Annotated in this window: 25 protein-coding genes and 1 pseudogene; 21 read left to right on the forward strand and 5 right to left on the reverse strand. The window is 69.4% G+C overall.

Translation table 11 applies throughout. From position 1 onward, the window contains the following. The first annotated feature begins 36 nt into the window (after window positions 1-36). From AFR_RS42680 to AFR_RS42700, 5 genes are all read left to right on the forward strand, one after another. Entirely contained in the window at window positions 37-408 is a 372-nt protein-coding gene (locus AFR_RS42680) for a DUF485 domain-containing protein (protein ID WP_041841594.1), read from the forward strand. Next, the gene (locus tag AFR_RS42685; RefSeq protein ID WP_023563077.1) at window positions 405-2,042 is read left to right on the forward strand and encodes a sodium/solute symporter; all 1,638 of its coding nucleotides are present in this window, start codon (window positions 405-407) and stop codon (window positions 2,040-2,042) included. Before AFR_RS42680 ends, AFR_RS42685 begins: the two co-directional genes overlap by 4 nt. Before the next feature lie 94 nt (window positions 2,043-2,136). After that, window positions 2,137-2,775, forward strand: coding sequence for an SCO2207 family protein (locus tag AFR_RS46990; protein WP_023563078.1), 639 nt, complete (start codon window positions 2,137-2,139; stop codon window positions 2,773-2,775). Between the two features lie 90 nt (window positions 2,776-2,865). Further along, window positions 2,866-3,642, forward strand: a complete 777-nt coding sequence (locus AFR_RS42695; RefSeq protein ID WP_023563079.1) for an ABC transporter ATP-binding protein — start codon at window positions 2,866-2,868, stop codon at window positions 3,640-3,642. Further along, a complete protein-coding gene (locus tag AFR_RS42700) occupies window positions 3,633-5,231 on the forward strand; it encodes a hypothetical protein (protein ID WP_023563080.1) in 1,599 nt (532 codons plus the stop codon). Before AFR_RS42695 ends, AFR_RS42700 begins: the two co-directional genes overlap by 10 nt. On the opposite strand, the gene trpS is transcribed toward AFR_RS42700, so the two are convergent. Further along, complete coding sequence (trpS, locus tag AFR_RS42705) at window positions 5,225-6,250, reverse strand: tryptophan--tRNA ligase (protein WP_023563081.1); 1,026 nt, start codon at window positions 6,248-6,250, stop codon at window positions 5,225-5,227. The genes AFR_RS42700 and trpS overlap by 7 nt on opposite strands. Before the next feature lie 157 nt (window positions 6,251-6,407). Here trpS and AFR_RS42710 point away from each other — a divergent pair, with 157 nt between their 5' ends. The 11 genes and pseudogenes from AFR_RS42710 to AFR_RS42760 all read left to right on the forward strand — a co-directional run bounded on the left by AFR_RS42710 (window position 6,408) and on the right by AFR_RS42760 (window position 17,313). Next, window positions 6,408-6,947 (forward strand): flavin reductase family protein, encoded by a 540-nt coding sequence (locus tag AFR_RS42710; RefSeq protein ID WP_041841595.1) that lies wholly within the window; start codon window positions 6,408-6,410, stop codon window positions 6,945-6,947. Window positions 6,948-7,057: 110 nt separating this feature from the next. Beyond that, a pseudogene (locus tag AFR_RS42715) lies at window positions 7,058-7,369 on the forward strand (DUF485 domain-containing protein); the annotation flags it as partial. 104 nt (window positions 7,370-7,473) lie between these two features. After that, complete coding sequence (locus AFR_RS42720; RefSeq protein ID WP_023563084.1) at window positions 7,474-9,153, forward strand: monocarboxylic acid transporter; 1,680 nt, start codon at window positions 7,474-7,476, stop codon at window positions 9,151-9,153. Between the two features lie 71 nt (window positions 9,154-9,224). Then, window positions 9,225-10,190, forward strand: a complete 966-nt coding sequence (locus AFR_RS42725) for an NAD-dependent epimerase/dehydratase family protein (RefSeq protein WP_023563085.1) — start codon at window positions 9,225-9,227, stop codon at window positions 10,188-10,190. Between the two features lie 110 nt (window positions 10,191-10,300). Further along, complete coding sequence (locus AFR_RS42730) at window positions 10,301-11,590, forward strand: LCP family protein (RefSeq protein ID WP_434062842.1); 1,290 nt, start codon at window positions 10,301-10,303, stop codon at window positions 11,588-11,590. Window positions 11,591-11,751: 161 nt separating this feature from the next. Beyond that, window positions 11,752-12,933, forward strand: a complete 1,182-nt coding sequence (locus AFR_RS42735) for an LCP family protein (RefSeq protein ID WP_023563087.1) — start codon at window positions 11,752-11,754, stop codon at window positions 12,931-12,933. Between the two features lie 15 nt (window positions 12,934-12,948). Beyond that, window positions 12,949-13,284, forward strand: a complete 336-nt coding sequence (locus tag AFR_RS42740) for a rhodanese-like domain-containing protein (protein WP_023563088.1) — start codon at window positions 12,949-12,951, stop codon at window positions 13,282-13,284. Further along, the gene (locus AFR_RS42745; RefSeq protein ID WP_023563089.1) at window positions 13,281-14,069 is read left to right on the forward strand and encodes a glycerophosphodiester phosphodiesterase; all 789 of its coding nucleotides are present in this window, start codon (window positions 13,281-13,283) and stop codon (window positions 14,067-14,069) included. Before AFR_RS42740 ends, AFR_RS42745 begins: the two co-directional genes overlap by 4 nt. A gap of 85 nt (window positions 14,070-14,154) precedes the next feature. Further along, entirely contained in the window at window positions 14,155-15,609 is a 1,455-nt protein-coding gene (locus tag AFR_RS42750) for a sensor histidine kinase (protein ID WP_023563090.1), read from the forward strand. 73 nt (window positions 15,610-15,682) lie between these two features. Continuing rightward, window positions 15,683-16,567, forward strand: a complete 885-nt coding sequence (locus tag AFR_RS42755) for a DUF5926 family protein (RefSeq protein WP_023563091.1) — start codon at window positions 15,683-15,685, stop codon at window positions 16,565-16,567. Further along, window positions 16,567-17,313: a glycoside hydrolase family 16 protein gene (locus AFR_RS42760; RefSeq protein ID WP_023563092.1), complete on the forward strand. Its 747-nt coding sequence runs from the start codon at window positions 16,567-16,569 to the stop codon at window positions 17,311-17,313. Before AFR_RS42755 ends, AFR_RS42760 begins: the two co-directional genes overlap by 1 nt. 131 nt (window positions 17,314-17,444) lie before the next feature. Here AFR_RS42760 and AFR_RS42765 read toward each other — a convergent pair whose 3' ends face one another. Beyond that, window positions 17,445-18,647, reverse strand: coding sequence for an arginine deiminase (locus AFR_RS42765; protein ID WP_041841596.1), 1,203 nt, complete (start codon window positions 18,645-18,647; stop codon window positions 17,445-17,447). Window positions 18,648-18,942: 295 nt separating this feature from the next. Here AFR_RS42765 and AFR_RS42770 point away from each other — a divergent pair, with 295 nt between their 5' ends. The 5 genes from AFR_RS42770 (at window position 18,943) to pheA (ending at window position 22,421) form a co-directional block, all read left to right on the forward strand. Further along, on the forward strand, window positions 18,943-19,677 hold the full coding sequence (locus AFR_RS42770) for a hypothetical protein (RefSeq protein ID WP_041843442.1): 735 nt from the start codon (window positions 18,943-18,945) through the stop codon (window positions 19,675-19,677). Window positions 19,678-19,815: 138 nt separating this feature from the next. Further along, entirely contained in the window at window positions 19,816-20,301 is a 486-nt protein-coding gene (locus AFR_RS42775; protein WP_438829919.1) for a hypothetical protein, read from the forward strand. 75 nt (window positions 20,302-20,376) lie between these two features. After that, entirely contained in the window at window positions 20,377-20,766 is a 390-nt protein-coding gene (locus AFR_RS42780; protein ID WP_041841597.1) for an ACT domain-containing protein, read from the forward strand. A 41-nt stretch (window positions 20,767-20,807) separates the two neighbouring features. Next, the gene (locus AFR_RS42785; protein WP_148308233.1) at window positions 20,808-21,437 is read left to right on the forward strand and encodes a hypothetical protein; all 630 of its coding nucleotides are present in this window, start codon (window positions 20,808-20,810) and stop codon (window positions 21,435-21,437) included. 27 nt (window positions 21,438-21,464) lie between these two features. Beyond that, the gene (pheA, locus tag AFR_RS42790; protein ID WP_023563098.1) at window positions 21,465-22,421 is read left to right on the forward strand and encodes a prephenate dehydratase; all 957 of its coding nucleotides are present in this window, start codon (window positions 21,465-21,467) and stop codon (window positions 22,419-22,421) included. A 55-nt stretch (window positions 22,422-22,476) separates the two neighbouring features. Here pheA and AFR_RS42795 read toward each other — a convergent pair whose 3' ends face one another. The 3 genes from AFR_RS42795 to AFR_RS42805 form a co-directional block, all read right to left on the reverse strand. Beyond that, the gene (locus AFR_RS42795) at window positions 22,477-23,211 is read right to left on the reverse strand and encodes an AIM24 family protein (RefSeq protein WP_023563099.1); all 735 of its coding nucleotides are present in this window, start codon (window positions 23,209-23,211) and stop codon (window positions 22,477-22,479) included. A 65-nt stretch (window positions 23,212-23,276) separates the two neighbouring features. Continuing rightward, complete coding sequence (locus tag AFR_RS42800) at window positions 23,277-23,639, reverse strand: metallopeptidase family protein (RefSeq protein WP_193786342.1); 363 nt, start codon at window positions 23,637-23,639, stop codon at window positions 23,277-23,279. Between the two features lie 43 nt (window positions 23,640-23,682). After that, window positions 23,683-24,111, reverse strand: a complete 429-nt coding sequence (locus AFR_RS42805; RefSeq protein WP_023563101.1) for an OsmC family protein — start codon at window positions 24,109-24,111, stop codon at window positions 23,683-23,685. Window positions 24,112-24,178: the final 67 nt, after the last annotated feature.

Consider the following 24,178-nt stretch of genomic DNA (forward strand, 5'->3'; position numbering starts at 1 on the left):
CTTGACAACAGCCCGAGGAAAGCCAGACTCCCGGACATGGATGGCGAAGCGAAGCCCCCGAGGACAAGAGTGGTCCTGGGCGAAGCAGCCGCCCGCCGCCCACCCGAAGCGGATCTGGCGGAACAGACCCCGATCGGCGAAGCCCTGGTCAAGGGCCTGGTCAGGGCCCAACTCGCCCTGGCGCTGAGACTGTCGCTGGTGGTCGTGGCCGGTCTCGGAGCCCTGCCGCTGCTCTTCGCCGTGGCTCCGGGCGTGGGGCGGATCAAGGTCGCCGGGATGAATCTGCCGTGGGTCCTGCTGGGGCTGCTGTCGTTCCCGTTCCTGGTCGGCGTCGGCTGGGCGTACGTCCGCTGGGCGGAACGCAACGAGCAGGACTTCACCGCGGTGATCACCAGGCCGGAAGCGTGAATCCGTACGTTGTTCCCGGCCTGATCCTGGTCGTGGCGGTCACCGTGGCGATCGGCGCGTACGGCCTGCGCTTTGCCCGTACGACCTCGGATTTTCTGGTGGCGTCGCGGTCGGTCAGCCCGACCTGGAACGCCGCTGCGATCAGTGGTGAATACCTGTCGGCGGCGTCGTTCCTCGGTGTGGCCGGTCTGATCCTGCGGTACGGCGTCGACGTCCTCTGGTATCCCGTGGGTTTTGCCGCCGGCTACCTGGCTCTGCTGCTCTTCGTCGCCGCGCCGCTGCGCCGGTCGGGTGCCTTCACGCTGCCGGACTTCTGTCAGGTCCGGCTGCGGTCGCCCCTGTTGCGCCGCCTCGCCACCATTTTTGTGGTCTTCATCGGCTGCCTCTATCTCGTCCCGCAGTTGCAGGGTGCCGGGCTGACGTTCACCACGGTCACCGGCGGCCGTTACGAGTGGGGCGCGTTGCTGGTCGGGCTGGTCGTCACCGCCAACGTGGCTCTCGGCGGGATGCGCGCGATCACCTTCGTGCAGGCGTTCCAATATTGGCTGAAGCTCACCGCTCTGGCCGTACCGGTGATTTTCCTGATCCTGCAGTGGCAGGCGGACGGGCGCCCGGCGGTGACACCACCGGCCGGGCCGGCTTTTTCGGCGACGACCACCGTGCGTTTCGAGGAGGCCGCGACCCTCACGTTGCCGGATGGTTCGGAGAGCCGGGTGGCGGCCGGTGAGGAGCGGACGTTCGCCGCGGGCACGCCGGTGCCCGATGTGGACAAGGTGGACGATCGCCGGGGTGTCGAGTGGCTCATGCCCGGCGGCGACGCGACGCTCTTCGCCACCTATTCGCTGATTCTGGCGACGTTCCTGGGGACGATGGGGTTACCGCACGTGCTCGTGCGCTTCTACACGAACCCCGACGGCGCTTCCGCCCGGCGCACCACCCTCGTGGTGCTCGCGCTGGTCGGTCTCTTTTATCTCCTTCCGACCCTGTACGGCGTCCTCGGCCGCATCTACACACCGCAGCTCCTGATGACGGGTGACACCGACGCGGTGGTGCTGCTCCTGCCCGAGGCGGCACTGGGCAGCGGACATCTCGGGCAGTTCCTGGGTGCGCTGGTGACCGCGGGTGCGCTTGCAGCGTTCCTTTCGACGTCGTCGGGTCTGCTCACCAGCGTCGCCGGGGTGGTTTTCACCGACATCCTGCACGCCGATCGTGGCGGGTCGGTCCGGGATTTCCGGGTCGCGACGGTGCTCGCGGCGATCGTCCCGATGGCTCTGTCGTTCTACGTGGCGAACATGGACGTGTCGCGTGTTGTCGGGCTCGCGTTTGCCGTCGCCGCCTCGAGTTTCTGCCCGCTGCTCGTGCTCGGCATCTGGTGGCGGGGCCTGACCGACGTCGGGGCGATCGCCGGGGTGCTGGCCGGCGGCGGCGCCGCGATGGGTGCGGTGTTACTGACGGTGCTGGGCCCGCCGTTGACGGGCTGGCCCGCCCAGCTCATCGGGCAGCCGGCGGCCTGGACCGTACCGCTCGCTTTCCTGGTCATGGTCGTCGGATCGTTGCTGACCAAGCGGCGTGTGCCCACGGACATCGGGGCGACGATGCTGCGTCTTCACGCTCCGGAGTCACTACGTCTCTAAACTTTTAGGAAAGTTATCTGAACCCTTCGTGACCCCCGTTCCGTAGACATCGGTGCTGCAACGGGGCAGCTCGACGAACGCGAAGGAGCGGTGCATGTACCGGAGAAGCAGGCTCACTGGCCGGGCTCGGAAGCTGCTGATCGGCGGTGCCGCGGCGGCTCTGGCGGCGGGTGCGTTCGCCGTCAGCACGGGCATGAGCAGCGCGGGCGAGAACTGCGCCGGCCTCGACACCGCTTTGCAGAACAACCTGAGCTTCATCGCCGACCAGAAGGCGAACCCGGACGCACTCTCCGACGCGCGGATCGCGAACCGCCAGGCCGTGGTGGATCTGATCAACCAGCGCCGCGCGACGGCCGGTTGCACCGGAAACGTGCAGGCCAAGCCCCCGGCAGCCGCGCCGACCAAAGCGCCGACCAAGGCGCCCGCCAGGCCGCCCACGAAGCCGCCGACGAAGGCGCCCGCGGCTCCGCCCGCCGGCGGTGCCGGTGAGGTCGTCTGCAAGGGCTCGACCGTGACCCTGTCCGGCGAGGCCGGCGTGCCCGCCGCGTCGAGCGGCACGTTCCCGATCGGGACGACCCTCAAGGTGACGAACCTCGACAACAACAAGAGCATCACCGTGAAGGTGGCGACGCCCTCCGGCAGCTGCGTGCTGCTCAACAACGCGGCCTTCGAGGAGGTCCGCGAGGCGGGCAAGTTCCTCATCCGGCGCGCCGTGATCGAACGGGTGGGGTGAACGGGGGTCCACCCGTTCCTGGTGTGACGAGCGGCCCGGACCGCCCTTCAGGGGTGGCCCGGGCCGCTTACTTAGCGTTAAGTTCTTCCCATGACGGTTCCCCAGCAGCGCTCAGGCCCGGAACCGGCGCTCGCGCTGCGTGGTCTCGTCAAGCAATTCGCCACAAAAGTGGCAGTTGCCGGCATCGATCTCGACGTTCCTGTCGGCTCGTTCTTCGGACTGCTCGGTCCGAACGGCGCCGGCAAGACCACGACCCTGTCCATGGCCGTCGGCCTGCTGCGGCCCGACGCGGGTCAGGCGCGGGTCCTCGGGTACGACGTCTGGGCCGACCCGGTCGCCGCGAAGTCCCGCATCGGCGTGCTGCCCGACGGCGTCCGCCTCTTCGACCGGCTGACCGGCACCGAGCTGCTGGCGTACCACGGTCTGTTGCGCGGAATGGATCCTGAGGTCGTCGATCAGCGCGCCACCGAGTTGCTGGACGTGCTGGCTCTCGGCGCCGACAACCGCACCCTGGTCGTCGACTACTCCGCCGGCATGAAAAAGAAGATCGGGCTGGCCTGCGCGATGTTGCACGCGCCCCGGCTGCTGGTGCTGGACGAGCCGTTCGAGGCCGTCGACCCGGTGTCGGCCGCCCTGATCCGCGACATTCTCCAGCGGTACGTCTCCGGTGGCGGCACGGTGGTCTTCTCCAGCCACGTCATGGCTGTGGTCGAGCGGCTGTGCACCCACGTCGCGATCCTGTCCGAGGGCACGATCAAGCTGCGCGGTTCGCTGTCCGAGGTGCGCGGCGAGCGTTCGCTCGAGGACGTCTTCGTCGAGGTTGTCGGCGGCCGCACCGCCACCGGTTCGGAACTCGCGTGGCTGTAGGCGTCCGGCACTTCGTCAGGCTGAAGCTCCGCATCACCGCGAACGGTCTGCGCGGTCAGACCTGGCGTGTGGCGCTGTTTGTCCTGGGTGCGGTGCTCGCGACCTGCGCCGCCTTCAGTGGCTACGTCTTTCTGGCCCTGCCCGGCCTGCTGGGCGAGGAGCGGGCCGCCGAGGTCGCCCTGCCCTTGGCCGGTGCCGCTCTGACTCTCGGCTGGCTGTTCCTCCCGCTGGTCTTCTTCGGTGTCGACGAGTCGCTCGACCCGGCCCGCTTCGCGCTGCTGCCGCTCAGCCGGCGCGCGCTGATCGGCGGTCTGTTCGTCGCGTCCCTGGCCGGCATCCCGGCGGTCGCCACGCTGCTCGGCACACTCGGCATGGTCCACACGGCGGCCCGGCTCGGCGGTCCCTTCGCCGCGGTGGTCCAGCTGGTCGGTGTCGTCTGCGGGTTGCTGCTCTGCGCGGCGATCAGCCGCTCGCTGACCAGCGCCTTTGCCACCGCACTGCGGTCGCGGCGGGCCCGCGACCTGGCCACCATGCTGCTTGCCGTGGTGGCGGCGCTGCTCGGGCCGCTCCAGCTGGCTGCCCTCGCCGGTGCCCAGAACGCCGACTGGGGCAGCGTCGGGCGGGTCGCCGACGTGGTCGCGTGGACGCCGTTCGGTGCGGCGTACAGCATGGGTCCGGACGTGGTGGCCGGCCGGATCTGGGCCGTGCCGATCAAGCTGGTGCTGGTCCTGGCCACGATCCTGCTGTTGCTGTGGTGGTGGTCGACGACGCTCGAGCGGGCGATGCTCGGCTCGGTCGGCCGGTCCGGACCCCGCGAGCGCAAGGCGTCGGCACGCGAGCCGGTCGCCCAGCTCGTGCCGCGCTGGCTGCCGCGCACCCGGTTCGGTGCCCTGACCGCCCGCGAGGTGCGGTACTGGTGGCGGGAGACACGACGGCGGGCCAGCCTGATCACCTTCGGCGTGGTCGGCGTCTTCCTGCCGGTCTTCATCGCCGTGAGCAGCGAATCCGCCGGTCCGCCGACCACCATCCTGGTGTTCGTCGGCGCGCTCGCCGCGGTGAGCCTGGCCAACCAGTTCGGTTTTGAGGGCAGTGCCTACGCCGCCAACGTCGTGGCCGGTGTCCCCGGCCGCGTCGAGCTGGCCGCGCGGGCCACCGGCTTCTCCGTGTACGTGCTCCCGGCCTTTCTGATCATCGCCGCCGTCGTGGGGATCGTGGTCAGCGAACCGGCCGCCGTGCCGTCGCTGATCGGCATGCTCCTCGCGGCCTACGGGGTCGGACTGGCGATCGTGCTACCGATCTCGGTCCGGGTCGCCTACGCGCTGCCGGACACTGCCAACCCGTTTGCGCTCTCGTCCGGTGGCGGCATGGCCAAGGGCCTCCTGACCTTCGGCGCCCTCTTCGGCGCCGTGATCATCACCGTGCCACTGCAGCTCGTCGCGTTCCTGGCCGACGGCTTCTGGCTCTGGGCCGGGCTCCCGCTGGGACTGCTCTACGGCGGCGGCGCGGTCCTGCTGGGTCTCCGCCTGGCCGGCTCGATGCTGGACAGGCGGATGCCCGAACTCCTGGCGACGGTCAGCGCCCGTCAGTAACAGGTGCCCATCGCCTCCCGCACCTCCTGCAGGGTCTGGTCGGCGATGGCGTTGGCCCGCACGTTCCCCGCCCGCAACACCTCCCGGACCAGGCCAGGGTCCTTCTCGTACGCCGCCCGGCGCTCCCGCAACGGCGCCAGGAAGCCGTTCACGGCCTCGGTGACCGTACGTTTGAGCGCTGCGGCACCCGCGTCACCGATCTCGGCGGCAACCTCGTGCGGATCCCGGTCCAGACACAGCGCCGCCAGCTGCACCAGCCCCGACACCCCGGGCCGCCCCACCGGGTCGTACGTGATGTGCCGGTCGGCGTCCGTTGTCGCGCCCTTGATCAGGCGAGCGGTCTCGTCGGCCGTCGCGGACAGCGCGATGGCGTTGCCGCGGCTCTTGCTCATCTTGCCGCCGTCGGTGCCGAGCAGCAGCGGCGCGGCGCCGAGCAGCGCCTCCGGCACGGGGAAGACCGGCCCGTACCGCTCGTTGAAGCGCCGGGCGACGGTCCGCGTGACCTCGACGTGCGGCAACTGGTCCTGCCCGACGGGCACCAGGTTCCCCTTGCAGAAGAGGATGTCGGCGGCCTGATGCACGGGGTAGGTGAACATCAGCCCACTGACCGAGCTCTGCCGCGAGTGCACGATCTCGTCCTTCACCGTGGGGTTGCGCTGCAGCTCGGGCACGCTGACCAGGCTCAGGAACGGCAGCACGAGCTGGTTGAGCGCGGGCACGGCACTGTGCGTGAAGATCGTCGCCCGCTCCGGATCGAGCCCGGCCGCGAGGTAGTCCAGGATCAGTCCGTCGACGGTCTCGCGCAGCCGTTCGGCGACGTCGCGGTCGGTCAGGACCTGATAGTCGGCGACGATCACAAACAGGTCGACGCCGCTCTGCTGCAGGCGTACCCGGTTGCGCAGGGTCCCGAAGTAGTGGCCGAGGTGGAGCGGCCCGGTGGGCCGGTCGCCGGTCAGCACGCGGAAGTCGCCGGGCCGCGCGCTGATGCGGTCTTCGAGGGTGAGCGTCCGGGTGGTCATCTCTGTCTCCTTCAAGGTCGACGGACGACCCGGGAAACAAAAAAGGGCCGTCCGGGAGGACGGCCCGCGCGCGGGGAAAGGAGCCGTCTCTAGGACGGCCACCAGCCCTGCAGTCGCGCTTCGATCACGGGACGAAGCTTACCGCGGCCCAGGCAGAATGTTTCACGTGAATCCAGCCGAGCCCGGTGCCCGCATCCATGCCAGCGATCCCTTCGCCACTCCGGACCGGGACAAGTCCGCGGTGCGGCGGCTGCGCGGCCGGCTCGCCGCGCCGGTCACGCTCTGGACCGCACCCGGGCCGTCCGGGCTCACCGTCTCCTCGATGCTCGTCGCCGACGGCGAGCCGGGGCGGGTGCTTGGGCTGGTCGACGAGGAGAGCGACTTCTGGGACGCCGTGTCGGTCGCCCGTCGCTTCGCCGTCACCCCGCTCGGAACCGGGGATCAGCAGCTTGCCGACCGGTTCGCGGGCCTGATGCCGGCACCCGGCGGACTCTTCGCCCTCGGCGACTGGATCGAGACGGAGTTCGGGCCCGTACCCGCCGGTGCCGGCACGTGGGCGGGGTGCCGGCTGGACGGCGAGCGGCCGTACGGGTGGGCCCTGCTCGTCGAGGCCACGATCCAGTCGATCAACGTCGACGAATCTCCCGGTGCCCCCTTGCTGCATTTTCGGGGCAAGTACCGGAACCTCGACCGGTAAGCGCAACAGGGGTGCCGCTCGGCGCACCCGCCGACCGGCGACCAGTGACGACCACCACTGCTTCGTACGGTGCGGGAAATGACCCGCCCCCACGAAGGTGGTGAGCCACGTTGACAACCGAAACGACCCCGACCGAGAAGTACCTCGAGGTCCAGCAGTCGGAAGAGTTCACCCGACTGCGTCGTACCCTGCGCAATTTTGTCTTCCCCATGACCGTCGCGTTCTTCCTCTGGTACGCGCTCTACGTCCTGCTCTCCGCGTACGCCCGGGGCTTCATGTCCGTGAAGCTCGTCGGGAACATCAACGTCGCGCTGCTGTTCGGACTCCTGCAGTTCGTCACGACGTTCCTGATCGCCTGGTTCTACTCGCGCTTCGCGGCGCGGCAGGTCGACCCGATCGCCGACAAGATCCGTGAGGAACTGACGGCCGGCGCCGCGGCGCGGACCTCAGCGACCACGACGACCACCACGGCGACTGCGGACGCCACCCCGACCGAGGACAAGCCCGAGCCGGAGGAGGCGAAGTAATGGAACCGCATTCGCTTCTGGCGGCCGAGGCCAGCACCTCGACCAGCCGCACCCTGACCATCACGCTGTTCCTGGTCTTCGTCGCGATCACCCTGGCGATCACGATCTGGGCCAGCCGGCAGACCAAGACGGCGACCGACTTCTACGCCGGTGGCCGGTCGTTCTCCGGTTTCCAGAACGGTATGGCGATCGGCGGTGACTACATGTCGGCGGCGTCGTTCCTCGGCATCGCCGGCCTCATCGCCCTGTACGGCTACGACGGCTTCCTCTACTCGATCGGCTTCCTGGTAGCGTGGCTCGTCGCGTTGCTGCTGGTGGCCGAGTTCCTCCGCAACTCCGGCCGCTACACGATGGCCGACGTGCTCGCGTTCCGGATGCGGCAGCGCCCGGTGCGTACGGCGGCGTCCGTCTCCACCATCGTCGTGTCGATCTTCTACCTGATCGCGCAGATGGTCGGCGCGGGCGCACTGGTCAGCCTGCTGCTCGGCATCAAGCCCGGCACCACGTTCCTGGGCATGGACGCCGACACGGCGAAGATCGCGACCATCATCCTGGTCGGCGCGCTGATGATCGTCTACGTGGTCGTCGGTGGCATGAAGGGCACCACGTACGTGCAGATCGTCAAGGCGTTCCTGCTGATGACGGGCGCCCTGGTCATGACGCTGCTGGTGCTGGCGCACTACAAGTTCAACCTGTCGTCCCTGCTCGGTGACGCCGCCCAGCAGTCCGGCAAGGGGACGGCGTTCCTCGAACCAGGTCTGCGGTACGGCGTCGAGACCGCGGGCGACGCGGCGAAGACGTTCTACAGCAAGATGGACCTGCTCTCGCTCGGCATCGCCCTGGTGCTCGGCACGGCCGGTCTGCCGCACATCCTGACCCGCTTCTACACGGTGCCGACCAGCAAGATCGCTCGCAAGAGTGTGCTCTGGGCGATCGGCATCATCGGCACCTTCTACCTGTTCACCCTGGCCCTGGGCTTCGGCGCGGCGGCTCTGGTGGGCGGTGCGGCGATCACGGCGCAGGACAAGGCGGGCAACACGGCCGCCCCGCAGCTGGCGCAGGCGCTCGGCATCGACTACCTGGGCGGTGAGACGGGGGGCGCGGTGCTGCTGGCGATCATCGCAGCGGTCGCGTTCGCCACGATCCTCGCCGTGGTGGCCGGCCTGACCCTGGCGTCGTCGTCGAGCGTGGCGCACGACTTCTACGCCAGCGTCATGAAGCGTGGCCAGGCCTCGGAACGCGACGAGGTCCGGGTCGCCCGGATCTCGGCGTTTGTCATCGGCGCGATCGCGATCGTCCTGTCGATCTTCGCGCAGAGCCTGAACGTGGCGTTCCTCGTGGCGCTCGCGTTCGCGGTGGCCGCCTCGGGCAATCTGCCCGCGATCCTCTACAGCCTGTTCTGGAAGAAGTTCAACACTTCCGGCGCACTGTGGGCGATCTACGGCGGTCTGATCTCCGCTGTCCTGCTGGTGTTCTTCTCGCCGGTCGTCTCCGGCTCGCCCACCGCGATGTTCCCGGACAGCGACTGGCACTTCTTCCCGCTCTCCAACCCGGGCATCATCTCGATCCCGATCGGCTTCCTGTGCGGCTGGATCGGCACGGTGATCTCGAAGGAGTCCGACGAGGACAAGTTCGCCGAGCTCGAGGTCCGCGCGATGACGGGCTACGGAGCGCACTGAGAACGGTTACTGAACGTGGAGGGGCCGACGGGCAAATTGCGCGTCGGCCCCTCTCCCTTAGAGTTGCCCCCATGTCAGTGCAGCAGCGGTACGGCGCCGGTCATCGGATTCTCATCAGCGGTGGCGCCGGTTTTGTGCCGTCCCACGTCGTCGATGCCTTGATCACACGCGGTTGCAGCGTCGTCGCCATCGACAACTTCATCACCGGTGCCCGGGAGAACGTCGCCCACCTCGCCGACGAGCCCCTCTTCACGCTGATCGAGGCTGACGTCACCGAGGGCCTGCCCGCGCACCCGGCCCTGGCCGAGCGGTTCGACGCGATCCTGCACATGGCGTCGCCGGCCAGCCCCACCGACTTCGCGAAGCTGCCGATCGAGATCCTCAAGGTCGGCTCGCAGGGCACGATGGCCCTGCTCGACCGGGCGGTCGCGGACGCGGCCCGCTTCCTGATGGCGTCGACCTCGGAGGCGTACGGCGACCCGATGGTCCACCCGCAGCCGGAGAGCTACTGGGGCAACGTCAACCCGATCGGCATCCGGTCGGTCTACGACGAGTCCAAGCGGTTCTCCGAGGCCGCAACGATGGCGTACCACCGTTTCCACGGGCTCTCGACCGGCATCGTGCGGATCTTCAACACGTACGGGCCCCGGATGCGCCCCGACGACGGCCGGGCCATCCCCACGTTCATCAGTCAGGCGCTGAGCGGTGCTCCGATCACCGTGCACGGCACCGGTGAGCAGACGCGGTCGATCACCTACGTCGACGACCTGGTCCGCGGGATCCTGCTGCTGCTCGACTCGGACGAGACCGGCCCGATCAACTGCGGCACCGAGCACGAGCTGACCATGGTTGAGCTGGCCGAGCTGATCGTGCGCCTCTGCGACAGCGACTCGACGATCGACCTGGTGCCGCGGACGGCCGACGACCCCGAGAAGCGCCGCCCGGACCTCACGCTCGCCCGCAAGCTCCTGGGCTACGAGCCGCAGGTCGGCCCCGAGGAGGGCCTGAAGCGGACGATCGAGTTCTTCAAAGCGTGAGCAATTCGCCACGGTAGTGAACGTTTTACGAACAGTAATTGCCTCCTACCTTCGTGCCGTCCCGGTGCCGACACGAGCTTTGCCATGCATGAGGTACGTAATCTGAATGCATGTCAGCGACCACGTCCCCTTGGGGTAGCTCTGCCGGCCGGGCTTCGGTGCCGGGTTCGATGAGCCTGCCGGGCTCCATGAGCCGGGCCTCCGTGCCCGGTCCGGGCCGCGTCGGCGGCGGCCGGCCCTCGTCGGGGCGCGCGGGCGTGCCCGGCGGTTACAACGACCGTCCCGCCGGCCGCGACGACTGGCCCCCGCGGGGCTCCGGCGGCGGACCGGCCGGCCCGCCTCGGGGACCCAGTGGCACCCGCCCCGGTGGCCGCCCCTACAAGGGCAAGCGCAAGCCGAAGTGGGGCCGTATCGCCCTGGTGGTCGCGGCGGTGCTCGCTCTGGGCGGCGTGATCGCCGGCATCTCCCTCTACGGGTACGCCAACGGTCTCAACGACGACCTCAAGCGCACCGATGCGTTCTCCGACATCACCAACGGCCGCCCGGCCAAGACGGTGGACGGCGCGCTCAACATCCTGCTGGTCGGCAGCGACTCGCGGGACCCGGACGCCACCAAGGAAGACACCAACCAGTGGCGCGCGGACACGCTGATCGTCATGCACATCCCGGCCGACCACAAGTCCGCCCAGCTGATCTCGATCCCGCGTGACCTGTGGGTGCAGATCCCGTCGGGCAACTCCGCCGACTGCAGCAGCGGCAGCCGCGCCAAGATCAATGCGGCGTTCGCCTTCGGTGGCCTGCCCCGCGCGGTCCGGACGGTCGAGTGCATGACCGACGTGCACCTGGACCACGTGCTGGCGATCGACTTCGGTGGCTTCAAGGAGGTCACCGACGCGCTCGGCGGTGTGGACCTCAAGGTCGAGCAGAACATCACCTCGATCCACAAGCCGTTCCGCAAGTTCAAGAAGGGCACCATGCACATGAACGGTGCCCAGGCGCTCGACTGGATCCGCCAGCGCAAGCAGTTCGCCCGGGGTGACTTCGCCCGCATGCAGCACCAGCAGGAGTTCCTGAAGGCGCTCATGGACAAGGCGGCCAGCTCCGGCACGCTGAGCAACCCGGCCAAGCTCAACAGCTTCCTCAAGGCGACGACAAACGCCATCACCGCCGACAACGACTTCTCGCTGACCGACATGGCGGTGCAGTTCCGCAGCCTGCGCGGCGAGAACCTCACCTTCCTCACCAGCCCCAACCTGGGCAGCGACACCATCGCCGGGCAGAGCGTCGTGGTCTCCGATCGGGAGAACGCTCTTGCTATGTACAAGGCGGTTGCTGCCGACAAGATGGATGAGTGGATGGCGCAGAACAAGACGGCGCCGTCGAGCCAGGCCGGCGGCTGATCTTCAGAAATCGGGCAAACGGCGCGGGTCGACGGTAATCGTCGGCCCGCGCCGTTGGTTAACACAGCGTGTCATTGACCTGAAACAGACAAGGCGTAGCAAGAGATCGAAAGTGAACGTACAGTGATGTCCGCTCAGCCCCCGAGACGCTTGGAGACCGCATGACCGTCCAGACCCCCCGGCGTGCTTCGTCGATGGATCGGGACGCCGTCACGGCCCCCAAGCGCGCCGTCACAGCGACCCCTCCGAAGGTCAAGAAGAAGCGCGACCCGCTCTGGGCGAAGCTGACCGTGGTCCTGGGCGCGCTCCTGATGATGGGCAGCGGCGCCGGGATCGTCGGCACGAAATATCTGGTCAACAGCGCGACCAGCGCGGTGACCCAGGACGACCTGCTGGGCAACACCAAGAAGACGGCGGCCGAGGGCGGCAACAGCCTCAAGGGCCCGATCGACCTGCTGCTGATGGGCGTCGACGCCCGCAAGCGCTGGGCCGTCGACGACCTGCACGCCGACACGATCATCATCCTGCACATCCCGGCTAGCCACGACCAGGCGTACCTCGTCTCGGTCCCGCGCGACACCGAGGTCGAGGTGCCGCCGTTCGCGAAGAGCAAGTGGGCGGGCGGCACCGCCAAGGCCACCGAGGCGTTCTTCCACGGCGCCCAGAACGGTGGCGGATGGGCCGGCGGCGCGCAGCTCATGGCGCAGACGCTGAAGAACGCGACGGGCATCAGCTTCGACGGCGCGGCGATCATCGACTTCAACGGCTTCAAGGGCGTCATCGACAGCCTCGACGGCGTCAAGATGTGCGTCGACCAGCGGGTCAAGTCGCACCACATGGTCACGGTCGGCGGCAAGCCGATGTACCTGGCCGAGGCCCGCAAGACCGGCAAGTCGCAGACCCCGATCTACCACGAGAAGGGCTGCCGGCAGATGGAGGGCTGGGAGGCCCTCGACTACGCCCGTCAGCGGTACGGCCTGACCAACGGCGACTACGACCGTCAGCGCCACCAGCAGCAGCTGATCAAGGCGATGGCCAAGAAGGCCAGCACGAGTGGTGTCCTGACCAACCCGGTGAAGATCAACGGGCTGATCAAGTCGGCCGGCAAGGCGTTTGTGCTCGACACCGGTGGCGTGCCGGTCGCCGACTTCATCTTCACGCTCAAGGGTGTCGCCGCGAACGACCTCGTGCTGCTCCGGAGCAACAACGGCACCTTCGCCGGCAACGGCAGCGGCCGGGAGCAGATCACGGAGAAGAGCCGCGAGATGTACAAGGCCGTCAAGCAGGACAAGCTCGCCGACTTCATCCTGAGCAACCCGGACGTCGTGGCCAAGGAGAAGTAGCTCTACGCTGGTTCCGTGTTCGGACCTCAGGTACCCAGCGTGACGCCGTCGCAGGTCGAGGCTTCGGCCTACCTGCTCGATGTGCGGGAGCCCGACGAGTGGACGGCGGGGCACGCCCCCGGCGCCCACCACATGCCGATGATGGAGGTCCCGGCGCGTATCGCCGAGATCCCGAACGACAGCGAAGTGGTCGTGGTGTGCCGCTCGGGCGGGCGCTCCGGCCAGGTCGTCTCCTACTTGATGGGTAACGGCTGGGACAACGTGCGCAACCTCGACGGCGGCATGCAGGCGTGGGCCGGCGACGGTCGCGATGTTGTCAGCGAGAACGGTCAGCCGCCCCGCGTCCTGTGAGACCCCTGGTCTTCGCCCATCGTGGCGGGGCCGACGCCCTGCCCGAGCACACCCTCGCCGCGTACCTGCGGGCGCTCGACGAGGGTGCCGACGGCGTGGAGTGCGACGTGCGGCTCACGCGGGACGGGCATCTCGTCTGCGTGCACGACCGGCGGCTCAACCGCACGAGCAACGGCACCGGGCTGGTCAGCGCCAAGACGCTCGCCCAGCTCGAGGCGCTCGACTTCGCGTCGTGGCATCCTGCCGCCGCCACCGAGGACCTCCAGGTCGAGCACACCCGCCTGCTGACCCTCGACCGCCTCCTGGAAGCCCTGCGGGAGCGCGGCCGCCCGGTCCGGTTGCTCATCGAGACCAAACACCCCTCCCGGTACGGCGCGGACGTCGAGCGCCGGCTCGTCGAGATGCTGCGCCGGTACGGCCTCGCGGAGCCGGTGGCGGGTGATCCGGTCACCGTGACGGTGATGTCCTTCGCGGCGCTGGCCCTGCGCCGGATCCGTACGCTCGCACCCGCCCTGCCCACGGTCTACCTCCTGGAGATCCTGCCCCCGGGCGTGGGTCGCGGGCGGCTGCCGTTCGGGGCGCGGATCGCCGGTCCGGGGATCGGCCTGGTCCGCGCCCGCCCCAACCTGATCGGCAACCTGCGCTCAGCCGGTCTCGGCGCCTACTGCTGGACCGTCAACGCGGAGGAGGACGTCGACCTCGTGCTGAAACACGGCGTCGACGGCATCATCACCGACCGTCCGCGTCTGGTGCTCGAGCACCTCGAGAAGGTACCCCCTGTGTGACTCCGACCACTCCTGGCCCGGTTGGGGGCAAGATCCACACCAACCGCCCTGCCCAAACGGCCGTAAGCGAGGCAGACTCGCAGACATGCCGGATCGACCCGACTACGCCGCGCTGACGCGAGGACAGATCGCGCTGCTCGACCGGATCAACGCCGGCGAGGCGGGTCTGGCCGTCCTCAATCAGCTCGTCCAGCTCGCGCAGGACGTCCTCGGCGGCAAGGGTGCCGGCTTCGCCGAATACAGCCCCGGGCACGGCCGCATCATCGCCGGCAGCGGGGTCTGCGAGCGGGCCGTGGGCCGCCGCGTCGACCGCGAGGACACCCGCCTCACCGAGGGCAACCGCACCCTGGTCATCTCCCTCGACTCGCTCAACGACGAGTTCGCCAGCCAGATCGAGGGCGGCGACCTGCACCGGATGCTCGGCGCGCGGTGCGAGATCGGCGGCCTGATCGTCGGCTCCCTGCACGTCTACTACGGCGAGGACGCCGGCGAGCCGACCGCCGAGCACCACGCGGTGCTCGAGCTCCTCGCCGCCAACGTCGGCCACATGTACGGCGACCAGGCGGGTCTGCCCGTGCACGGTGACGGTCCGGTCGTGGCTGCACTCTCCGACGGGCTGGCGATCGTCGACCGTGAAGGCATCGTCCAGCTGTGGAACCCCGCCGCCGAGCAACTGACCGGGAGCAGCGCCGCCGAGGTGCTGCACCGGGCGCTGCAGTTCCCCGTGCCGCCCCCGGGCCAGGTGCTGGTGCACCGCCTTCCGTCGGGCCGCTGGCTCAAGGTCACCTCGGGGGACCTGCCGCACACCCCGGCGATGCGCGTCGTGACGTTCCGGGACTCGACCGATCAGGACCGCCGGCACGAGGACCGTGACCTCTTCGTCGCGGTGACCAGCCACGAGCTCCGCACCCCCGTCACGGTGATCAAGGGTTACGCGGACACCCTGACCAACCACTGGGAGTCCCTCGGTGAGGACGGGCGTCGTGAGGCCGTACGCGTGATCGGCGCCCGGGCCGGCGAGCTCGCCCGGCTGGTGGACCGCCTGCTCTCCGCGACCAGCGACGACGGTGAGGTCGGTGGCTCGCCACCCGGACCGTTCGACCTGGTCGACGGTCTGCGGGCCGCGGCCGGTGAGCTGCCCGCCGACCTGCGCCGCCGGCTCGTGCTCGACCAGCTGCCGGGTGAGCTGCCCAAGGCGTTCGGCGACCGCGACTCGCTGGCCACGATCGTCACCGAGCTGGCCACCAACGCCGACAAGTATTCGGCGCCGGAGACCCCGGTCGAGGTGACCGCGGCCGCCGACGAGGCCACCGTGACGTTCCGGGTCGCCGACCGCGGCATCGGTGTCAAACCCGAGCACGTCGAACGCGCCTTCGAACGGTACTGGCAGGGCGACTCGACCGACCGCGGCCGGAACCCCGGTGCCGGACTCGGCCTCTACCTGGTGCGACGCATCGTCGAACGGCAGCACGGGTGGGTGTCGCTGCGCCCCCGCGAAGGCGGCGGAACGGTCGCGGAGGTCCGGCTCCCCCGGGCCTGACCCCGATGATCGGAATCGACACGGACGGACCGGAGTGCCCGGATCGACCGGGGACCGCCTAGGCTGGTTCGCCGTGAGCAAGCGTCGAAACTCCCGGTCCGCCGCGAACGCGGCCCCCAAGCGCCAGAAGGTGCGTGACATCTTCGTCGCCCGGCCGTTCGAGGGCCTGGCCGACGAACCCGAGTGGATCGCGCTGCGCGAGCTGGTCCCGGCCGCCTCCGCGCCGCTGACCCTCAAGCCCGAGATCATCGAGGAGTACGGGGACCGCCCCGTCACGCTCTCGACCGTTCTTCCCATGGCGTGGCCCGCGATGACCCGCCAGGACGGCCGGATCTTCGTCGGGCTGCAGCGGCACGTCCAGTCGGGCGACGTCTCCCGCGACATCGCCGTGGCCATCCTCTGCGCGCTCAAGACGGACCCGGGTGACACCGTGGCCGTCCCCGCGCTCCCCGGTGAGGGGCCGCGCCTCCAGGACATCCTCGTGGACGCCCCGCTGGACATCTCGATGCACGACGGCTTCGAATACTGGCTCGACGCCGAGCAGGCCGAGGACGCCAACGTGAAGGCGTCCCTCGAGCGCGCCAACGCGTCGATCTACCCGACGGCACGCCTCGGCATCCCGGCGGCGTACTGGTGCCGTGTGGCGCCGGACAAGTCGCACGTCCGCTGGGTGCTGCCGCAGGAGGAGGACCCGGCGCTGGACGCCCTGGCCCGCCTCTCGGCGAGCGGCGACCTGCTGCTAGGTGAAAACACGAAGTTCGCCGGCATGTTCCGCGCCCACGGCCTGCTCGTGCCGGTCTGGGACATCCCGGGTGAGCCGGAAGCGGTCGACTTCGAGGCGCCGCTGGCCGACTTCGCCAAGCGTTACACCGACATCCTGGCCGAGACCGGCCCGCTCGACGCCGCAGCCCGCCGCGCCAAGCAGGGCCTCGTAGGACGCCAGCTCACGTTGCGGTAATGGAGGACCTTTTCGGCGGCGACGCGCTCGACCTTGATGTGTGGGTGCCTCACTACCTTCCGCATTGGAGTTCGCGCGCGTCGTCGGCGGCGACGTACGAGGTCTCCGGGGGCGAGCTGCGGCTGAGCATCCCGCCGGAGCAGGGGCTGTGGTGCGAGGACCGGCACGACGGGCCGCTGCGGGTGTCGGGCGTCCAGAGCGCGAGTTTCTCGGGTCCGGTGGGCAGCCCTGTGGGTGGCCAGCCGTTCAAGGACGGGTTGCTGGTCACGAGCGAGGAGCCCGAATTCTGGGGCTACACACCGCTCTACGGCCACGTCGAGGTCCGCGCCCGTGGGGTGATCAGCCCGCGGTCGATGGTGGCGTTCTGGCTGTCGGGGATCGAGGACAAGCCGCAGCACTCCGGTGAGATCTGCGTGATGGAGGTCTTCGGCGACGCGGTCCGGCCGGACTCCACCGACGTCGGCATCGGACTGCACAAGTTCCGCGACCCGGGCCTCACGGAGGACTGGTCCGCGCAGCCGCTGGACCTCGACGTCAGCGACTTCCACACGTACGCCGTGGACTGGGCTCCCGGCTCCCTGGTGTTCACCGTGGACGGTGAGCGGGTCAAGCGAATCGGCCAGTCACCGAACTATCCGGTCCAGCTGATGCTCGCCGTCTTCGACTTCCCCGACAAAGCCACCCCGGACGACAACGACGTCCCGGAGCTGATCGTGTCCCATGTGCTCGGTCGGCCTTTGAAGTGAAGGGTGACCGCTCACGCACCTGGCAGGGTGCGGGTGGCCGTTCATGAGCCGCCAGGCGATTGGCCGCCCGCGCCCGGTCTCGGCGGGAGCGACGATCAGGGCCAGGCAACCAGGCACGACATGATGGTCTTCTAGAGGGGTGCGCGTTCGATCGGGCAGCTCATGCATCTCGGGCCGCCGCGGCCGGAGCCGAGTTCCGAGCCGCTGATCGCGATGACCTCGATGCCGGCGCGTTCGAGCTGGGCGTTGGTCTCGACGTTGCGTTCGTAGGCCACGCAGAGCCGGGGAGCGATCGCCAGGGTGTTGTTGCCGTCGTCCCACTGCTCGCGTTCGGCGGTGACCGGGTCGAGGCCGGTGTCGATGATCCGGAGCCGGTCGATGCCCATCGCCTCCGCCGCGGCGTCCAGGAACGGCCGGGAGGGGGCCACCACGGGTTCGCCGTCGAAGCCGGCGGTCACCGGGTAGGCCCGCAGGGTGTCCGCGATGTTGGGGTACATGACCACCGCGTCGACGTCCACCATGGTGCAGACCGTGTCGAGGTGCATCGTCGCGCGTTCCTGCGCGATCGGCACGGCCAGGATCGTGTGGGCCAGGCCGGCGGCGAAGACGCGGCGGGCCAGGCGCTCGGCACCGGCCGGGGTGGTGCGTTCGCCGACGCCGATCGCCAGGACGTTCGGGGCGAGCAGCAGGACGTCGCCGCCCTCGACGTGCTCGAGACCGGGCTCGTAGAGCAGCGGCGTGCCCGCGAAGCGCGGGTGGTGGGTGTAGATGGCCCGGGTCAGCGTGGTCTCGCGGTTGCGGGCCGGCATCGCCAGGCTGGTCACGGCCACGTGGTTGCGCACCCAGACCGACGAGTCGCGGGTGAAGAGCAGGTTGGGCAGCGGGTCGATGACGAAGTCGTGCGGGTCCATGAGCTGGTAGACCAGGCCGCCCGGACGGCCCGGACCCGGTTTGACCTCTTCGTGGGCCAGCCCGGCCATGAGGACGTGGGCCAGCTCGCGCGGGCCGAGGTCGGTCAGGTGGGCTGCGACGCGGTCCCGCAGGGTCTCGCCGAGCCGCACGTCGACCAGGACGCTGTCGGTCAGCGTGGCTCGCGCCTCCGGGACGGCGAGCGTCTCCTCGAGGAGTTCACCCAGGTAGAGAACCTCGACACCGCGGTCGCGCAGGGCTGCCGCGAAGCGGTCGTGCTCCTCCTGGGCGCGACCCACCCAGGGGATGCCGTCGAACAGGAGGGAGTCGTTGTTGCGCGGGGTCAGCCTTGCAAGCTCGGCGCCAGGCCGGTGCAACATGACCGTGGCTAGCCGGCTCACTTCGCTGTCGACGTAGTGGGCCACGGGACGAGCCTAGGGTGATCGCCCGTCGGCCGCACGGGCCGTGACCTTGTGCACACAGTTTTGAGACACTGCTGCGCGAGCAAGGTAGGTGAGGCTAACTTGGCGGGGACGTTTCGGATTTCTGGGGAGCCCTAGGTCGCGTGATGCACCATACGGAAAAAGAACTTGTGCGTGAATGCGGCATTCATCCCCACTCATTCCGCTTTCTTTCCGGTCCGATGACTTGCCTGAGTACCGGGTCCAACACTTACCGTAGTGGAAAGAGAGCCCGATGGACCTTTTGCCGGAGGTCGCAGTGACTGTCTTCCCCGCACGTCCCGCCCTGCCCGTTCCGTCCCGCAACTATCCCCCCGCCATCGACACTCGACGCACCGCACCGCCCGCGGCGCTCGAGCCTCGTCAAAATCCCGTCGAGTGGGCCCGTCGTCGTCGCGCCGAGCGTGACGCGCGGAGGCTCGAGGCAGCAGGCGCCCGTGCGCTGACCCGCCTCGACCGTCTCGGACCCGCCTGGCACATCGTCGACTGGCCCCGCACCGACTCGCAGGGCTACGAACACGACCCCAGCGACGACCGCGCCGGGTTCCTCGCCATCGGCCCGGGTGGCGTCTACGCCGTCACGGTCGCCGACCACGGCCGGGCCCGCGTGCTCATCGCCGGAGACGTCGTGCAGATCAACGGGAAGCGCCCGGCGTACGTCGCCGAGGCCCGCCGCGACGCCAAGCGCGCCGGCAAGGCCATGAGCTCTGCCGTCGGTCTGGGCGTGCCGGTCACCCCCGTGCTGGCCTTTGTCGGCTCCGGCGTGATCAGCGTGCACGGCCTGCCGAAGGACTGTCTCGTGGCCACCCACAAGGAGCTCGACCGACTGCTGATCGCCGGTGGTGCGCGGATTTCACCCGCGACCGCCAGCAAACTGTCAGCAGTGGCACAACGGCCCGCTACCTGGGCAAACGCGCCCTATCGGCCCGCCGGCGACTACCGGTGGTACGCCGGCGGCCAAACGGCCGCTGACAAGCGGCCGACCCGCCGGTAACGTTCCTTCCAGAGCACCGCTTGCCGTCGCGACTTGACGTGAGCGACGCCGGCCGGACACTCGAGGCACCGAGGCTAAGCTTCGGACCCCGGGCAGGTCCGGCCGGAGTCAGGTCAGGTCGGGTCGACGGCACGGATGATGAGGGAGGTGCGGGTGGCGCACGTCGAGCTCTCACTCTCGGGAGCGTTTGTGCCGCAGGCGCGTACGCCGGACGAGTCCGAGTTCGTCTCGAGCGTCGACCGCTGGGCGGCGACGGTGTGGCAGGCCGTGGAGCCCTGCCTGGTCATCGATACGGCCTTCAGGATCGTGGCCGTGTCGCCCTCGGCGAGCGATCTGCTCGGCCTGGGCAAGGGCCTCGAGGCTGTCGGACAGCCACTGCTGGGTGGCGAGGGCGCACTGCGCCTGATCGACTTCACCGCCGGCGGTGGTGATCTCACCGAGCAGGAGATCGAGAAGATCCCGCCCCTGCTCGCGCTGACCAGTGAACGCCTGGCCCGGGGTCTGATGCGGGTCCAGCCGACAGGCGAGGAGAGCCACCTGACGGTGGACGCGATCGCCACGCCCCTGTCCGAGGCCGGCCGGGTGGCCGCGTCACTGACGTTCTTCTCGGCGATCCGGTACTAGTCACCCGTTCGTGTGGCGATCAACGCACCCGCTACCCATTGGGATCGTGGGGGTCCGGACCGTAGTGTTCCCCTCATGCTCGATCTAGATCTGCTACCAGAGGAGTACGCGGTGTGCCGGCTGCCGGCCGGTTCCGCCCTGCCCACTTCCCTGAGCAGCGGTCCGGACGACAAGAGCGTCATCTCGGTGACGTGGGCGCCCGACGAGCTCTCGATCATCTGCCCGGCCGACCGTGTGCCGGAGGATGCGACCGTCGAGGCGTCCTGGCGTTGCCTGCGGGTGGTCGGCCCGCTGGACCTGGCGCTGACCGGCGTCCTGGCGTCCCTGGTCGTCCCGCTGGCCGACGCCCGGGTCAACATCGTGGCGTTCTCGACCTACGACACCGACTATCTCCTGATCCCGGCCGTGCGCCTCAGCGAAGCCGTCAACACCCTCACCGCAGCCGGGCACCGCGTCGCCGCCTGAGGACAGGTTGCCTCGAGTCGTGAACGCCATACCATGTTCGCGTGCTTCGCTTCGTCCCCCGCTCCTCGACCAGGATGTCCGCGCTGGCGGTCGTCCTGACCGGCGTGGCCCTGCTCGCCGCCTGCGGTAAGCCGCCGCAACCGGCCCTCACGGCACCACCCGAGGCGCCCGGGAGCGGCTCGGCCTCGGCGCTTCCCCCGTCGGGCCTGGTGCCGGGTCTGCCGACCGCCGGCCTTCCCACCGGCGGTGTGCCCGCCACGGGCCTGCCGACCGTGGGCGTCCCGACCTACCCGACCGCGGTTGTGCCGACCTACCCCCTCACGACCACGACGCCGCCGGTCACACCGACCACCACCCGGCCGGCCGGGCCGTCGCCGGCACCCAGGTGCAAGAACGGCCCGACCGCGCAGCAGGTGCTCACCGTGGTCAAGGGGCGCCCCGGTGTGCCCCAGGAGGAGCTGAAGGTCGTCGAGGGGCCCTACTGCTCCGGCACCTGGCAGTTCTCGATCGTTCAGATCGCGGGGGCCGATGACGACGACGAAGCGCTGCTCGTCGTGACTAACGGCCCACCCGCGACGATCAAAGTCGTCGAGGCCGGTACGGACGTGTGCAGCGTCAAGGTGCAGAACGAGTCGCCGCCGGGGATCCGCGTACGGGCCTGCGGGGCGTGACGGGGAGCGGGCTCTAGGGTGGGTGGCATGCCGGGAACCCCGCCCACCCGTTTTGTCTACCTCGGCCCCGAAGGCACCTTCACCGAGCAGGCACTGCGGACGATTTCCGCTGCCGAGCACGGCATCCGGACGCCGGCCCGCAGTGTGCCCGAGGCGCTCGAGGCCGTACGCACCGGTGAAGCCGACGCCGCGCTGGTGCCGCTGGAGAATTCCGTGGGTGGCGCCGTCCCGGTCACCCTGGACGAGCTCGGCACCGGCAGCCCCTTGGTGATCACCCGCGAGGTGGTCCTGCCGGTGGAGTTCGTGCTGGCCGCCCCGGCGCTGGTACCGCTGGCCGGAATCCGGTCGGTGGCGGCGCATCCCCAGGCGTCGGCGCAGTGCCGCAACTGGCTCCTGGCCAACCTGCCCGACGCGGTGGTGGTCGACGTCCTGTCCAACGCCGCGGCGGCGATCAGTGCGGCCTCGGGGGAGCACGACGCCGCGATCTGCGCGCCGATCGGCGTGCCCCGCAACAACCTGACCGTGCTGGCCGACAAGATCGCGGACCACGCGGACGCGGTGACCCGTTTTGCGCTGCTCTCCCGCCCGGCCGCGCCCGCACCGCCGACCGGCGACGACATCACCTCGCTCGCGGTGATGATCGACCACGATCGTGTCGGCGCCCTGCTGTCGGTGCTGACCGAGCTGGCGGTCCGCGGCATCAACCTGTCCCGCATCGAGTCGCGGCCGACCGGTGAGCAGCTCGGGGTCTACGTCTTTTTCCTCGACTGCGGTGGCCACGTCGCCGAGCCGCGGCTGGGCGAGGCCCTGCAGGGGCTCCGGCGGATCTGCGCCGAGGTGCGTTTCCTGGGGTCCTATCCCCGCCACCGCTGGTCGAAAGCCGCGGCCGCGGAGCCGGCGCCGTCCCAGCCGGGTCTCACCAACGCGGACTTCGCGGACAGCGCCGCCTGGCTGACCCGGCTGCGCTCGGGCGAACCGAGCTGACCACTCCAGGTGCGGGCGCGGGCCCGCACCTGAAAGCTGTCGGTCCGAATGCCGGTCAGTTGCCCATCAGGTTGCCGAGGATGCCGCCGCTCTGCTGCTGGCCCTGGGCCGCACCCGCGAGGCCGCCCGGGGGCTCCTCCGACGGCTGCACGACCACGAAGCCCTGGCCGGCGAAGCTCATCGTGAAACGCTCGCCGGTGCTGCGGCCGAGGAGTGTGCCCAGGCCCATCTGCTCGGCGCGGTGGTAACCGGTCTGGAGGTTGGCGGACCAGCAGATCGCCGCCTGCGGGTCCACGTAGGTGGGCTGGTCGACACTGAGGACCACCGGGGTGCCCTTGGTGGTCACGGCGATCCGGCCGTACCCGGAGAAGACGCAGTTGAAGAGGCCCGCGTTGGACATCATGCCGACGCCCTGGACCATCTTGATGTCGTAGTTGAGGGTCGAGTCGAAGGCCAGGACGTTCGCGCCGTTGATGGAGAGGGCGTCGCCGGGCTCGAGGTCGATCATGTGGATGTCGGCGGCGTTCTCGGCGAGGAAAACATCACCGCGGCCGGTGACCTTCATGAGGGGCACGCCCTCACCGGTGAGCTTCTGCTTGAGGAACTTGCCGAGGCCACCGGAGCCGAGCGCCTCGAACTGCACCTGACCCTGGTAGGCGACCATCGAGCCGACGCGAGCCATGAACTCGCCGTTCAGCTCGGCCTTGAGAAGCTTGGAATTCTGCAGCCGAAGCCCGGGCTGGTTCGACTCCTTCTCGAGGTTGTCCGCCGAGAACAGTTCGCTGCGCATGAAGGTCCTCCTGTTTGCGTGGAGTATCAGGGTAGGCGCAGGCAGCAACGGCGCGATTCGGCCATTCAGCCCCATCCCAGCTCGTGCAACCGCTGGTCATCGATGCCGAAGTGATGGGCGATCTCGTGGACGACGGTGATCGCCACCTCGTCGATGACGTCCGTCTCCGTGTCGCAGACCTGCAGCGTCGGCAGCCGGTAGATCGTGATGCGGTCCGGCAGCACACCGGCGTAGTCCCAGCCGCGATCGGTCAGCGCCGTGCCCTCGTAGAGGCCGAGCAGACCCATGCCGCCGTCCCGGGGCAGATCCTCCACGAGGATCACCACGTTGTTCATGACCTTGAGGAGTTCGGGGGGCACCTCGTCCAGCGCCTCGCCGACCAGTTCTTCGAAGCGTTCACGGCTCATCTCGACCGGCACGCAACCCATTGTGCTCCACCCGTGAACGTTCACGGGTGGAGCACGTCGTGCGTCAGGCGAGCTTGGCGCTCAGGGTGATCTCGGCGCCGGGCGACAGCAGGCGGGAGATCGGGCAGTTCTCCTTGGCGCCTTCCGCGATCTTCTGGAAGGTGCCCTCGTCGATGCCGGGGACGTCGCCCACGGTCTCGAGGTCGATGCGGGTGACACCGAAGCCGGCGTCGCCCTTGTCCAGGTGGACCTTGGCGGTGGTCTCGACGGAGGTCGGCGTGAAGCCGGCGTCGGCGAGGCCCTTGGAGAACGCCATCGAGAAGCAGCCGGCGTGCGCGGCGCCGATGAGCTCCTCGGGGTTCGTCCCCTCGCCCTCCTCGAAGCGGGACTTGAAGGAGTAGTTCCCCTCGTACCCGCCCTTCCCGGTCTTGATGGTTCCGGAGCCTTCGGTGAGGTTGCCCGACCAGCGGGCAGATGCGGTGCGAATAGGCATAGGTCTGACGCTAGTCCATGTCCGTGAGCGCTGGTCGGCGGACGGGAGGCAGGCAATGATGGATCGC

The organism is Amorphoplanes friuliensis DSM 7358, from assembly GCF_000494755.1.
Lineage (GTDB): Bacteria > Actinomycetota > Actinomycetes > Mycobacteriales > Micromonosporaceae > Actinoplanes > Actinoplanes friuliensis.

Coding starts and splice junctions, on each gene's coding strand:
- AFR_RS42725 (WP_023563085.1), top strand. CDS start 9,225: ATGTCAGTGCAGCAGCGGTACGGCGCCGGTCATCGGATTCTCATCAGC.
- AFR_RS42720 (WP_023563084.1), top strand. CDS start 7,474: ATGGAACCGCATTCGCTTCTGGCGGCCGAGGCCAGCACCTCGACCAGC.
- pheA (WP_023563098.1), top strand. CDS start 21,465: ATGCCGGGAACCCCGCCCACCCGTTTTGTCTACCTCGGCCCCGAAGGC.
- AFR_RS42730 (WP_434062842.1), top strand. CDS start 10,301: ATGTCAGCGACCACGTCCCCTTGGGGTAGCTCTGCCGGCCGGGCTTCG.
- AFR_RS42750 (WP_023563090.1), top strand. CDS start 14,155: ATGCCGGATCGACCCGACTACGCCGCGCTGACGCGAGGACAGATCGCG.
- AFR_RS42805 (WP_023563101.1), bottom strand. CDS start 24,111: ATGCCTATTCGCACCGCATCTGCCCGCTGGTCGGGCAACCTCACCGAA.
- AFR_RS42680 (WP_041841594.1), top strand. CDS start 37: ATGGATGGCGAAGCGAAGCCCCCGAGGACAAGAGTGGTCCTGGGCGAA.
- AFR_RS42735 (WP_023563087.1), top strand. CDS start 11,752: ATGACCGTCCAGACCCCCCGGCGTGCTTCGTCGATGGATCGGGACGCC.
- AFR_RS42710 (WP_041841595.1), top strand. CDS start 6,408: ATGTTTCACGTGAATCCAGCCGAGCCCGGTGCCCGCATCCATGCCAGC.
- AFR_RS42795 (WP_023563099.1), bottom strand. CDS start 23,211: ATGCGCAGCGAACTGTTCTCGGCGGACAACCTCGAGAAGGAGTCGAAC.
- AFR_RS42800 (WP_193786342.1), bottom strand. CDS start 23,639: ATGGGTTGCGTGCCGGTCGAGATGAGCCGTGAACGCTTCGAAGAACTG.
- trpS (WP_023563081.1), bottom strand. CDS start 6,250: ATGACCACCCGGACGCTCACCCTCGAAGACCGCATCAGCGCGCGGCCC.
- AFR_RS46990 (WP_023563078.1), top strand. CDS start 2,137: ATGTACCGGAGAAGCAGGCTCACTGGCCGGGCTCGGAAGCTGCTGATC.
- AFR_RS42695 (WP_023563079.1), top strand. CDS start 2,866: ATGACGGTTCCCCAGCAGCGCTCAGGCCCGGAACCGGCGCTCGCGCTG.
- AFR_RS42780 (WP_041841597.1), top strand. CDS start 20,377: ATGCTCGATCTAGATCTGCTACCAGAGGAGTACGCGGTGTGCCGGCTG.
- AFR_RS42775 (WP_438829919.1), top strand. CDS start 19,816: ATGAGGGAGGTGCGGGTGGCGCACGTCGAGCTCTCACTCTCGGGAGCG.
- AFR_RS42760 (WP_023563092.1), top strand. CDS start 16,567: ATGGAGGACCTTTTCGGCGGCGACGCGCTCGACCTTGATGTGTGGGTG.